Origin of the sequence: Burkholderia sp. Ac-20349, assembly GCF_017104865.1 — a bacterium.
Lineage (GTDB): Bacteria > Pseudomonadota > Gammaproteobacteria > Burkholderiales > Burkholderiaceae > Burkholderia > Burkholderia aenigmatica.
The window spans coordinates 64,111-76,596 of sequence record NZ_JAAGPM010000022.1 but is presented as its reverse complement, the minus strand read 5'-3'; the positions used below and the strand labels follow the sequence as shown (position 1 = coordinate 76,596).

General features: G+C 67.8%; 10 protein-coding genes. 6 read left to right on the top strand and 4 right to left on the bottom strand.

What is annotated here, in order from left to right; all coding sequences use genetic code 11:
* A partial coding sequence (locus tag G3N61_RS11180) for a LysR substrate-binding domain-containing protein (RefSeq protein WP_205822399.1) occupies positions 1-577 on the bottom strand: 577 nt, incomplete at its 3' end.
* A gap of 161 nt (positions 578-738) precedes the next feature.
* On the opposite strand from G3N61_RS11180, the gene G3N61_RS11175 reads away from it, so the two are divergent.
* Both G3N61_RS11175 and G3N61_RS11170 read left to right on the top strand, forming a co-directional pair.
* Positions 739-1,716 carry a zinc-binding alcohol dehydrogenase family protein gene (locus tag G3N61_RS11175; protein WP_043191626.1) on the top strand — a complete coding sequence of 326 codons (978 nt, stop codon included), beginning with the start codon at positions 739-741 and terminating at the stop codon, positions 1,714-1,716.
* Positions 1,717-1,740: 24 nt separating this feature from the next.
* Positions 1,741-1,893, top strand: a complete 153-nt coding sequence (locus G3N61_RS11170; RefSeq protein ID WP_080741840.1) for a DUF1427 family protein — start codon at positions 1,741-1,743, stop codon at positions 1,891-1,893.
* A 21-nt stretch (positions 1,894-1,914) separates the two neighbouring features.
* On the opposite strand, the gene G3N61_RS11165 is transcribed toward G3N61_RS11170, so the two are convergent.
* Positions 1,915-2,940 (bottom strand): transporter, encoded by a 1,026-nt coding sequence (locus tag G3N61_RS11165; protein WP_089449844.1) that lies wholly within the window; start codon positions 2,938-2,940, stop codon positions 1,915-1,917.
* A gap of 206 nt (positions 2,941-3,146) precedes the next feature.
* A complete protein-coding gene (locus G3N61_RS11160) occupies positions 3,147-4,112 on the bottom strand; it encodes a phage tail protein (RefSeq protein WP_089449809.1) in 966 nt (321 codons plus the stop codon).
* A gap of 121 nt (positions 4,113-4,233) precedes the next feature.
* On the opposite strand from G3N61_RS11160, the gene G3N61_RS11155 reads away from it, so the two are divergent.
* The 4 genes from G3N61_RS11155 to G3N61_RS11140 all read left to right on the top strand — a co-directional run bounded on the left by G3N61_RS11155 (position 4,234) and on the right by G3N61_RS11140 (position 11,281).
* Positions 4,234-5,079 (top strand): M15 family metallopeptidase, encoded by an 846-nt coding sequence (locus G3N61_RS11155; protein WP_043191629.1) that lies wholly within the window; start codon positions 4,234-4,236, stop codon positions 5,077-5,079.
* A gap of 301 nt (positions 5,080-5,380) precedes the next feature.
* Positions 5,381-9,328 (top strand): type VI secretion system membrane subunit TssM, encoded by a 3,948-nt coding sequence (gene tssM / locus G3N61_RS11150; protein ID WP_205822398.1) that lies wholly within the window; start codon positions 5,381-5,383, stop codon positions 9,326-9,328.
* Entirely contained in the window at positions 9,325-10,314 is a 990-nt protein-coding gene (tagF, locus tag G3N61_RS11145; RefSeq protein ID WP_043191633.1) for a type VI secretion system-associated protein TagF, read from the top strand. The genes tssM and tagF overlap by 4 nt, the downstream gene beginning before the upstream one ends.
* Positions 10,315-10,318: 4 nt before the next feature.
* Positions 10,319-11,281: an OmpA family protein gene (locus tag G3N61_RS11140; RefSeq protein ID WP_205822397.1), complete on the top strand. Its 963-nt coding sequence runs from the start codon at positions 10,319-10,321 to the stop codon at positions 11,279-11,281.
* An 81-nt stretch (positions 11,282-11,362) separates the two neighbouring features.
* On the opposite strand, the gene tssA is transcribed toward G3N61_RS11140, so the two are convergent.
* On the bottom strand, positions 11,363-12,484 hold the full coding sequence (tssA, locus tag G3N61_RS11135; protein WP_089449807.1) for a type VI secretion system protein TssA: 1,122 nt from the start codon (positions 12,482-12,484) through the stop codon (positions 11,363-11,365).
* Between the last annotated feature and the right edge of the window lie 2 nt (positions 12,485-12,486).

The following is a 12,486-nucleotide window of genomic DNA, read 5'->3' as shown; positions in this document are numbered from 1 at the left end:
GGCCGGCGAGCGCGTCGGGCGACTCGGGCTCGCCGCGCCGCGCCAGATACGCCGCGCTCGCGCACAGCACGCGCCGCTGCGGCGCCAGCACGGTCGCGACGAAGCGCGTGTCCTCGAGCGGGCCGATGCGCACCGCGAGATCGACGTCGGAGCCGAGCCGCGCGCCCTGCAGGTCGACCATGCTGTCGGTCAGCACCAGGTCGACCTGCAGCGCCGGATGACGCTGCATGAACGCGGCCAGCGCGGCCATCAGGTGCCGCCGGCCGAACGGCGCCGGACAGTCGACGCGCAACAGCCCGCTCGGCTCGTCGTGCTGGCTGTGCAGGTCTTCCTGCAAGCCACGCAGCTCGGCCAGCATCCGTGTCGCGCGCCCGTACAGCAACTGCCCGGCCTCGGTCGGCCGCAGCGCGTGCGTGGTGCGATGCAGCAGACGGATGCCGAGCTGCGTCTCGAGCCGGTCGATGCGCCGCGTGACCGACGACGCGGCGACGCCCAGCCGGCGTGCGGCCGCCGAGAAACTCTGCTGGTCGACCACGTCGACGAACAGCGCCAGATGCGGGGAAAGGAAATCGTCCATTCAGGGCCTTCGGAGTTGGCTATGCGTCTATCGCAAAACAATCATCCGCCTTTGCAGGTTTCCGCGTCAAACCGGGCCGACTAGACTGCATTCATCCTTTTCACCCGCTGCACGCACCGGCCCGACCGGCCGCGCGGCAGCCAACCGCCACGGAGATCATCATGCGCAGCATCCGCTTCGACGCCCCCGCCGCCGACATCGACTCGCTCGACGCGCGTGTCAGGGAAATCGACACGCCCGTCCCGGCCGACGGCCAGATGCTGATCGAGGTGCGCGCGGCCGGCGTGAACCCGAGCGACGTGAAGGCTGCGCTCGGTCGCATGCCGCACGCGGTGTGGCCGCGCACGCCCGGGCGCGACTGGGCCGGCATCGTGCGCAGCGGCCCGGACGACTGGATCGGCGCGCCGGTCTGGGGCTCGGGTGGCGATCTCGGCGTGCATCGCGACGGCTCGCATGCGGAGTGGCTCGTACTCGACGCGTCACTGGTGCGCCGCAAGCCTGCCGTGCTGACGCTCGACGAAGCGGCCGGCGTCGGCGTGCCGTTCGTCACCGCGTACGAAGGCCTGCGCCGCGCCGGCATGCCGACGGCCGGTGACGTCGTGCTCGTGTTCGGCGCGAACGGCAAGGTCGGCCAGGCCGCGATTCAGCTCGCGACCGCGCACGGCGCGACCGTGATCGGCGTCGAGCGCAGCCCCGGCGGTTATCGCGGCCATGCATCGGGCGACGTGCACATGATCGACGCGTCGAGCCAGTCAGTGGCCGATGCGGTGCGCGCGGCGACCGGCGGCCACGGTGCGGACATCGTCTACAACACGGTCGGCAGCCCGTATTTCGAAGCCGCGAACGCGTCGATGGCGATCGGTGCGCGGCAGATCTTCATCTCGACGATCGACCGCAGCGTGCCGTTCGACATCTTCGCGTTCTATCGCGGCCAGCACACGTTCGTGGGCGTCGATTCGCTGCAGCTTGGCGGCGCCGCGGTCGCGCAGATCCTCGACACGCTCGCGCCCGGCTTCGGCAACGGCACGCTGCGCCCGTTCCCGATCGGCGACGACTACGTGTATCCGCTCGAGCGCGCCCACGACGCGTATCGCGCGGTGCTGGCCGGTGCGCGGGAGCGCGTCATCGTCAAACCCTGACGCCGGACCGCACGGGAGACTGCCATGACGGATTATGTGATTTCGCTCGCGGTGGGCCTCGGTGTCGGCGTGCTGTACGCGCTGCTGCACGTGCGCTCGCCGGCCCCGCCGCTTGTCGCGCTGGTGGGCCTGCTCGGGATGGTGATCGGTGAACGCGCGATCGCGCTGCTGCGCTGACGGATCGACGCGGCGCCGGCGCTAACGGTCGTTGCGCCGGCGGAACGCCCACCACGCGGCGAGCCCCGTGAAGCCCGCGACGAGCAGCACCATCAGCCAGAAGCCGTGCTTGTTCTCCGAGAACGGCACACCGCCGACGTTCATCCCGAAGAAGCCGGCAACGATGTTGATCGGCAGCGCGATCACGGTCACGAGCGTCAGCGTGAACAGCGTCCGGTTGTTCTGCTCCTCGAGACGCGAACCGATCTCTTCCTGCAACAGCTTGATCCGCTCGTTGAGCCCGGCAAGATCGGCGAGCACCAGCGAGAACTCTTCGGTCGACTCGCGCAGCTCCTGCACGTCTTCCACGTGCAGCCAGGCGGGCGGCTTCGCGAGCAGCCGGAAGATCGACCCGGGCTCGGGCGCGAGCATGCGCTGCAGGCGCGTCAGCGTGCGGCGCATCGTGCCGAGCTCGATTCGGCTCGACGTGAGCCGCTGCGACAGGAAGCGATCCTCGATGCGGTCGACGTCGACGCTCGTGCGCCGCATGATCTGGATCAGCAGGTCGGCCTGGTCGCGCAGCAGGTGCACGAGCAGTTCCGCGGGCGACCTGAATTCCTCGCCGTCGCGCACACATGCGCGCAGCGTGTCGACCGAGCGCAGCGGCTTGAGCCGCGCGGTGACCATGATGCGCCGCTCGACGTGGACGAACAGCGTCGCGATCTCCGACGGCGTCAGTTCGAGGTTGAACATCACGTCGTTGACGATCGCGCGCAATGCGCCGTCTTCCTGCTCGATGCGCGTCGAGCGCGACCCTTCGTGGAGGAATGCGAAGAAGCTGTCGGGCAGCCCGAGATGGGTGCGCATCCAGCGCTCGCTCGCGCCGTGCGCGAGATTGAAGTGCAGCCAGACGAAATCGCCCGACCCGGCATCGTGCTCGCGGCACGTGCGCAGCCACGTGGCGGCCGCGTCCGCATCGAGCATCGCGCCGGATCCGCCGGGAACGAAGCGGAAGCCGCACACCATGCCGGACGTATCGGCGCCGTAAGTCTGTACGATCAGGTCCATCGTGTAGAAGGTCGTGCGGCGCGCGGCGCGCCGCGCATAGCGGGTCGCGCGCCCGCGCCGGAAAAGGAAAGGAGACGTATGCCCGACGGGCATGACGCGCCAGTGACAGCGTCACGCCGCATCATACCGGCACGATTCCGTGCCCTCAAAGCAACGCGCCGCCCAACGGGCGGCGCAGGTGCGGCGAACAGCATGCACGAGACGCGTTACTGCCGCGTCTCCGACTGCGCGGCGCTCGGGCACGCGGGATCCTTGCCCCAGTGGCCTTCGCAGACGCGCCAGCGGCACAGTTGATCCTCGAAGAAACCGCGCTCCGAACACTCCTTCACGCGCGACGCCAGCGAGCCGGTGGTCGCGGCCGTCTTGGTCGGCACGGCCTGCACCTTCTGCGCGGCGAGTTTCTTGTCGGCCGGCTTCGTGCGCGCGACGAGCGCCGCGAGCAGATCCGCATCCGGATCGTCCTTCCCGCCAGCCTTCCCGGTACGGGTCGGCGTGGCGTCGCGATGCTTCTTCGCCTGCGCGAGCTCGACCTGCTGTTCCTTGTGATGCTTGCGGGCGTCAGCCTTCGCATCGACCTTCGTGTCGGTCTTCGCATCGGCCTTGCCACGCGCCGCGACCTTCGCGCCCTTCGCGGCGTCGGCCTTCGCGGTCTTGGTCGTCGCAGCGGCAGCAGCGGCCGCACCGGCCGTGGCCGCGCCCGATGCGTCATCGGCGCCATTGGCGAGCGCGCGCGACAGGCGGCTGTTGTCCGCGGCAGACGCGGACGATGCGGACGCAACGGTTCGGGACGCCGCGTCGTCGTTGACGATCGTGGCCGGTTGCACGGCGGATGCGGCGGACGCGGCATTCTGCGCGACCTGCACGGCGGTGTCGCTGGCCGCTGCGGCCTTCGCCGGTGCAGCCGCTGCAGGCGCGGCCTCGGCCGCCACGACGGGCGCCTGCTCGCTCGCATGCTGCATGCGCCAAGCGCCCCAGCCGCCAACGGCGACCACCAGGGCCACGACGGCGGCGATCGGCGCCTTCAGCGAACGGCGCGGCGGTTCGGCCGGCGGCGTGACACGTCCTTCCAGATTCGCGAGAATGCGCGACTGCTGAGCTCCGTCGCCTGCCGGTTTGGTATCGGACAGCAGGCTGGGCGGAGATTTCGAATTTGAATTTTCCGGCGCACTCATTCAGCGTCTCATTGAATCCTGGTTTAATTCACCGCGATAATATAGCCCGGCCTCTCGAAGCAGCCTGATTCTAAGAGCAAGCATTGCAAAACACAATCAATTCCAATTTCCGGGGATTTCGTTGATTGCCGTCGCACTCGTCGCCTATTTCGCCCTTGCCGTAGCGGTTGCGGCACTGTTGCTTTTACCGGGTATCCGCGCGACCGTTTTCGAATCCGTCGCCCAGTTTCACGGCCGTCTCACGCGCCGTGCGAACGATCGCGCCACGCGTACGCGAAGTCAGATTGTTAAATCGGCAAGCATTACGCGCGGCGCTTTAAACGACGTGCAAAATTTACTGATTCGGCGGCGCTTGATGATTATGGTATCGGCAGGTATTCTTGCGACGCCGCCATTGGTCGCCATTGCGTTACGCGGCCGGCAATTGTTCCAGTACGACGACACGGCGCGCGTGCCCGACGAGAAGATCGCCGCGCTGCTGCAGGGCGAACAACTCGTGCCGCCCCCGCCGCTGCCGCCGGAAGTCTTCGCCACCAAGGAAGTCGAACAGGTACGCCCGGCGCTGAAGGATGCGAGCCGCGACTGGAACCTGCTGGATCCGGATTTCCGTACGCGTTTGCTGCTGGTCTACAAGATCATGCACGAACAATATGGCTATGAAATGGCGTTGCTGGAAGGTTATCGGAGCCCGGAACGGCAGAACCGGCTCGCGCAGATGGGCGGTAGCGTGACCAACGCGGCGGCCTTCCAGAGTTATCACCAATTCGGGCTGGCGGCCGACAACGCATTCCTGCGCGACGGCAAGCTGGTCATTTCCGAGAAAGATCCGTGGGCGATGCGCGGCTATCAGTTGTACGGCCAGGTCGCCGAACAGGTCGGCCTGACCTGGGGCGGCCGCTGGAAAATGATGGATCTCGGGCACGTGGAATACCATAAACCCGGTTTTAAACTGGGACGCGGCAGCTAGCCAAGGCTGCCGGACAGGAAATAATGAGGGCGGCATGGGGCTTTTTAATATCCCGGCAGGAAACGATATGGGCGGCGCAAAAAATCATGCATTCCGGTGCGCGATTTTTTCCGGCCGCCGCTTCCGTTTTAAATCTCACAGCGTCCTTTCATTAATGCGCGCGCCTTCTCCGATGCCGCGGGCGCATTGATGCCAGCCCCCTTCATCCCGTTTGACAGCATGGCGACACATCGCGGCGCCACCCTTGCCGCTCGGCGCGCCTGCGTCGCCTCACCGAATCGCACCGGAACCTGAACGTCCTATGCAACGCATCCTCAACGTGCTGACTCATCCGCGTACGCTCTCGATCGTCGGGATCGTCGCGCTAGCGGCCATCCTCTTCATTGTCGCGGACATGCTGCAGTTGCCGCTCCTGTGGGCGGCAACCGCGTTCGCGGCGATCCTCGCACTGTGGCTCGTCGTCGCGCTGTGGCGCCGCTGGCGCGTGAAGCGCGCGAACCAGCAGCTCGGCCAGGTGCTGGAAGAGCAGGCGGAAACCGGCAAGATCGCCGCGCCCGCCGCCGCCGCACTCGCCCCCGACGCGAAGACGGCCGACCTCGACGTGCTGCGCACGCGCCTGTCGGACGCGGTGAAGACGATCAAGACGTCGAAGATCGGCCAGGTGTCGGGCGGCTCCGCGCTGTACGAACTGCCGTGGTACATCGTGATCGGCAACCCGGCCGCGGGCAAGAGCAGCGCCGTGCTCAATTCCGGCCTGCAGTTCCCGTTCGCGGACAAGAACAGCGCCGTGATCCACGGCATCGGCGGTACGCGTAACTGCGACTGGTTCTTCACGACCGAGGGGATCCTGCTCGACACGGCCGGCCGCTATTCGGTACACGAGGAAGACCGCAGCGAGTGGCTCGGCTTCCTCGGCCTGCTCAAGCGCTATCGCCCGAAGGCGCCGATCAACGGCATCATCGTCACCGCGAGCATCGCCGAACTCACCGGCAACCGCCCCGAATTTGCGATCAACCTCGCGAAAAACCTCCGCCAGCGCGTTCAGGAGCTGACGGAGAAGCTCGAAGTGTTCGCGCCGGTCTACGTGATGTTCACGAAGGCCGACCTGATCACCGGCTTCACCGAATTCTTCAGCAGCAGCGACAAGCACGAGTACGACCGCGTGTGGGGCGCCACCCTGCCCTACGAGCCCGACGACAAGCGCGACGTCGTCGCGCAGTTCGACACGCACTTCGAGGAACTCTACGAAGGGCTGAAGGAGATCAGCGTCGCGCAATTGTCGCTGTCGCGCGGCAACCAGCTGTCGCCGGGCCAGTTGAGCTTCCCGCTCGAATTCTCGACGATCAAGCCGTCGCTGCGCGCGTTCCTCGCGACGCTGTTCGAGAACAACCCGTTCCAGTACAAGCCGATCTTCCGCGGCTTCTACTTCACCAGCGCGCTGCAGGAAGGCGAAACCAACAGCGCGGCCGCGCAGCGCATCGCGCATCGCTTCGGCCTCGACGGCGCCGCGCTGCCGAAGCCGCACAGTGCCTTCTCGAAGAACGGCTTCTTCCTGCGCGACCTGTTCTCGAAGGTGATCTTCGCCGATCGCCAGACGGTGCGGCAGTTCGCGAGCCCGACCAAGACGCGGCTGCGCTACGCAACCTTCTTCGGCTTCGTCGCGGCGCTCGCGCTCGCGCTGGGCGGCTGGACCTGGTCGACGATCGGCAACCAGCAGCTCGTCACGAACGTGCAGGCCGACCTCGACAACGTCACGCGCCTGCAGCAGGGCCGCAACGACCTGCAGTCGCGCCTGCAGGCGATGGACATCCTCGAAGACCGGATCGAGCAGCTCGAGCAGTTCCGCCGCGACAAGCCGCTGTCGGTGTCGCTCGGCCTGTACCAGGGCGACCGTCTCGAGCAGCACCTGCTGACCGAGTATTACAACGGCGTGCGCCAGATCCTGCTGGCCCCGGTGTCGCAGAACCTCGCATCGTTCATGAAGGACGTGAACGCGCACCCCGAACAGCTCGTCCCGATGACGCGCCCGCCCGAATCGGGCGCCGTGCAGGGTGGCGCGATGCCGGTCTCGACCAACGCGGCAGGCGCCGCGCCGCTGGCCGGCGCCGCACTGGCCGCGTCCGGCACCGCCCCCGTCGCAGCCGCGCAGCAGCCGGCCGCACCGCAGGGCGGCCTCTACAGCGATGCGTCGCCGACCAACGTGCAGGACGCGTACAACGCGCTCAAGACGTACCTGATGCTGTCCGACAAGCGCCACGTCGAGCAGGCGCACCTGACCGACCAGCTCGCCCGCTTCTGGCGCGGCTGGCTCGAGACGAATCGCGGCAACATGCCGCGCGACGAGATGATCAAGAGCGCGGAGCGCATGATCTCGTTCTACCTGTCCCGCGTGAATGACGACGACTGGCCGATGATCGACGCGAACCTCGCGCTCGTCGACCAGACCCGCGAGAACCTGCGCCACGTCGTGCGCGGGATGCCGGCCCGCCAGCGCGTGTACGAGGAAATCAAGGCGCGCGCATCGACCCGCTTCGCGCCGATGACCATCGCGCGCATCGTCGGCGACGGCAACCAGGGCCTCGTGGCAGGCAGCTACGCGATTCCGGGCACGTTCACGCGCGAAGCGTGGTTCGACTACGTGCAGCCGGCGATCCGCGACGCGGCGACCAAGGAACTGCAGGCGAAGGACTGGGTGCTGAACACGTCGACGCAGGATGACCTGACGCTCGAGGGCAGCCCCGAGCAGATCCAGAAGACGCTCGTCGGCATGTACAAGACCGAGTACGCGCAGCACTGGCAGAAGTTCATGCAGGGCATCGCGGTGCAGGGCTTCAGCAGCTTCGGCCAGGCCGTCGACGGGATGAACCGCCTCGGCGACCCGCAGGATTCGCCGATCCGCAAGATCCTCGAGACTGCGTACGACCAGACCTCGTGGGACAACCCGTCGCTCGCGAACGTGACGATCAAGAAGGCGCAGACGGGCGTCGTGAACTGGGTCAAGCAACTGTTCTCGCGCTCGCAGGCCGGCCAGGTGGCGGCGGCCAACATCGACATCAACGGCAATCCGGCCGAGGTGCCGATGGGTCCGATCGGCCAGGAGTTCATCGGGCTCGCGCGGATCGTCGCGATGCATGACGGCACGTCGATGCTCAAGGGCTACATGGATTCGCTGTCGAAGGTCCGCACGCGCTTCAACGTGATCAAGAACCAGGGCGATCCGGGCCCGGGCGCGCGCCAGCTGATGCAGCAGACGCTCGACGGCAACGGTTCGGAACTCGCCGATTCGCTGAAGCTCGTCGACGAGCAGATGCTGACGGGCCTCACCGATTCGCAACGCAAGTCGCTGCGTCCGCTGCTCGTGCGGCCGCTGATGCAGGCGTTCGCGGTCGTGATCCAGCCGGCCAGCGCCGAAGTCAACAAGGTGTGGAACGCGCAGGTCTACCAGCCGTTCCAGAACTCGCTCGCGACGAAGTACCCGTTCGCGGCGAGCGCGAAGGTCGAAGCCGGCGCCGGTGAAATCGCGCAGGTGTTCGGCCCGGACGGCTCGATCGCGAAGTTCGTCGGCACGACGCTCGGGCCGCTCGCGGTGCGCCGCGGCGACACCCTCGCCGCCCGCACGTGGGGCGACATGGGCATCGGCCTCACGCCGGACTTCACGAACGGCTTCGCACGCTGGGTCGCGCCGCTCGCCGGCGGTGCGGCAGGCAGCGCCGCCGCATCGTCCGAGCCGCAGACCGTGTTCCAGATCCTGCCGCAACCGAGCACGGGCACGACGGAATACACGATCGCGATCGACGGCCAGCAACTGCGCTACCGCAACACGCCGCCGCAGTGGACCAACTTCGTGTGGCCGAACCCGCAGGGCTCGCCGGGCGCGACGCTGTCCGCGACGACCTTCGACGGCCGCACGGTGCAGCTCGTCAACGAGCCGGGCCGCTACGGTCTCGAGAAGCTGATCAACTCGGCGCAACGCAAGCGCCGTCCGGACGGTACCTTCGACCTGACGTGGGCGCAGGGCAGCGTGAACGTGTCGGTGACGATGCGCATCATCAGCACGTCGCAACCGTCCGCCGGTGGCGGTGACCAGCCGCAGCAGCAGAGCCTGCGCGGCCTGCAGCTGCCGTCGTCGGTCGCCGACGCGAGCGCGGGTGCCGCGCAGAACGCGACCCAGTCCGCCGGCACGGGCACGCCGGCCGCAGCGCCGGCCGTCGCGGCCGCCAACGCAACGAATGCCCAGGGGGCGCAATGACGCAAACCGTACAGGCGCAAGTCGCCTACTTCGGCAAGATTCCGTCGCGTGGCGACTTCGTGAAGAGCCCGCACAACCCGCAGTTGCTGCAGACGCTCGACCGCTGGATCGCGCAGGCGCTCGAACTGCTCGCGGAAGATCCGCGCTGGAAGCTCGTCTACGAGGATGCGAAGCCGATGCATTTCGCGTTCCTCGGCTCGCGCAGCAAGCTCGCGATCGCGGGCCACATGGTCGCGAGCCACGACGTGTCGATGCGCCGCTTCCCGTTCCTCGGCGCAACCGCGCTCGAGGTCGACCGGCCGCTCGCGTTCCTCGCGCGCAGCCCGCTCGCGTTCGCGCGGCTGTGGTCGCGCGTCGCCACGCAGATCCCGCCGCTGCTCGGCAAGGACGAGCCGCCCGGCGCGCTGCAGGCGCTCGGCGACACGCAGGTGCCGATCGACGTCGGCGGCCCCGGCACGTCGCATGACGGCACCTTCAACGATTTCGTCGAACACCAGTCGCTGTACGGCCTCCAGGAAATGCTGCTCGAAAGCGGTCATCCCGTGCGGCTGCGCGGCGCGATGCTCGCGCTCGGCTCGCTGCTGCGGCCGGTGATGCAGAGCGGCTCGTCGCACATCGAGCGCGGCCTCACGCTGCCGCTGCCGGTCGATCCGTTCTACCGCAGCCTCGTCGCCGCGTTCTGGCTCGAACTGATCGCGCCGTTCGTCGCGCAGGCCGACTTCGAGCTCGCGATCTTCATCGGCACGATCGCCGAGCGCGAACGGCTCATCATCGGCTTCAACGGCGCGTCGGCGAAGACGCTGCTGAGCGTCGTCGACCCGCAGACCTACGCCGCCCACAACATCGACATCGACGATCCCGAGTGGATCGACGCCCATGCGCAAAACGATCACCAGATCAGCAAGCTCGTCAGCTACCTCGACCAACCGCAACTCTCGCTGCGCGTCGCCATCGACGCGTTCCGCGAAGCGTTCATCGGAGGCTGACGGGATGCATCGCACGATTCACGTCCGGCGCACGCGCTTTTCGGCCGCGCTCTCGCCCGCCGTCGCCGCCCTCCTCGCTGCCGGTCTCTTCGCCAGTGGCGCGGCGTTCGCGCAGAACACCGGCGCGACCGTCACGCCGGTCGGCAACGGCACGGTCGCGACGACCGCGCTGTCCGCGAACACCGGCGCCGCACCGGGGACGGCCTCCGGCGCCATCGTGCACGGCACGGCCGGCACCGCGAGCACCCTCACGCCGCCGCCCGCGACCGCGACGCCCGGCCAGGTGGTCGTCGGCGGCAAGGTGCCCGACGAGGCGACCAAGGCCGCCGTGTTGCAGAAGCTGCGCGATACCTACGGCGCGACGAACGTCGTCGACCAGATCGAGGTCGGCGACGTTGCAACGCCGCCGAACTGGAGCGCGAACGTGCAGAAGCTGCTCGGCGCGCAGCTCAAGCAGATCAGCAAGGGGCAGTTGAAGATCAACGGCACGCAGATCGAGATGAAGGGCGAGGTGCACAACGAGGCGCAACGCCAGCAGCTCGCGAGCGACATGGCGAATACGCTGAACCCGACGTACACGATCAAGAACGGGCTGCGCGTGTCGGCGTCCGAACAGGGCGTGCTCGACCAGACGCTCGCCAACCGGACGATCGAATTCGAGACCGGCAGCGCGACGCTCACGCCGCAGGGCAAGCAGATCCTCGACCAGATGGCGGCCGCGCTCGCGAAGATGCAGAACCGCACGGTCGACATCATCGGCCACACCGACAACTCGGGGAACCGTACGTCGAACATCGCGCTGAGCCAGGCGCGCGCGGATGCGGTGAAGGGCTACCTGATCACGAAGAGCATTCAGCCGCAGCAGATGACCACGACGGGCGTCGGGCCTGATCAGCCGATCGCGCCGAACGATACGGCGGATGGACGGGCACGGAACCGGCGCATCGAGTTCCGGGTTGGACAGTAACGGACCTCCGCTGCCGCTCCTCCCGGAGCGGCGCGGCAGGCAACAACGGGCGGCGGCAGCGATGCGCCGCCCGTTGTGCGTTTACGACTGCTCGTCGGGCCGCACGCCCAGCAGCTCGCGAATATGCGACAGCGAGCCGTCGTCCTTGACGACGCTCTCGAGCCACTTGTGCAGCGGCATGTCGGCCCATTCGGCGGCCTTGTCGGCGAGATACGCGACCGGGCTGTGCGGCTCGGTCTGGCGGAAATAGCGGGCGACCGCGCGCAACTGGTCGACGGCCTGCGCACGGTTCTGGATGCCGGCAATCATCTGCGGCACCGGGGCGCGCGGAACGGGCTGCGGCTGCACGTGAGTCTCCTCGGTCTGGATCGGATTGCCGAATACCGGCTCGATGCGTTCGGGCTGCGCCTGCGATGCCGACTGCGAGTGCGGTGCGCTGCCCGTATAGCCCTGCTCGCGCGCAAAGCGCTCGGCGAGCCGGTACACGGTCTCGAACGCGTCGCGCGCCTGCCGGAAGCTCGGCGCCGAATCGCCCGCGCGCTCGACGAGCCGTTCCTCGAACGCATCGAGCGCGAATTCGAACGCCTTCAGGTTCGCGAGCAACGCCGTGTAGAACGCGATCGACGTCACGCGCCGCGACGAATCGATCTGCTCGATCGACGGCTTGCCGCGCGCGATGTCGTCCGCGTGTTCCGGGTCGCGCTTGATCGCCTGCGCGACGTGCTGCGCCACTTCCCAGTCGAGCGTGCTGAACGCGTTCGACGCGCCGTCGGTCATCGGCACCGCCCGCAGCAGCTCGGCCGTGCGGCCGGACAGCCACGCGACGTTGCCGAGCCGGTGCTCGATGTCGTCGTCTTCGGGCAGCGGGTGAACGGTGTCCCAGAAGTCGCGGCACAGGCCCTCGAGCAGCGCATAGCCTTCGTTGAGGCCGGTGATGCCGTCCTCGAGCGCGAGCGCCTCGGTCAGCCACACGGCGAGCCGCAGGTCCTTCGTGCGCGTGCGCAGCAGTTCGCCCGCATGGTCGACCACGAAGCCCCAGTCGGCCTCCTTGATCTCGGTCACCCACTCGCCCTGGTCGAGCGTCGGATCGTCGTAGCGCCGCGCGTCCTGGATCGCGTCGAATTCGTTCGAAAACAGCAGGTCGTCGCCGCTGGGCGACGCATCGCTGATCGGCGTCAGCAGCTCGGGGAGATTGATCGGCATGG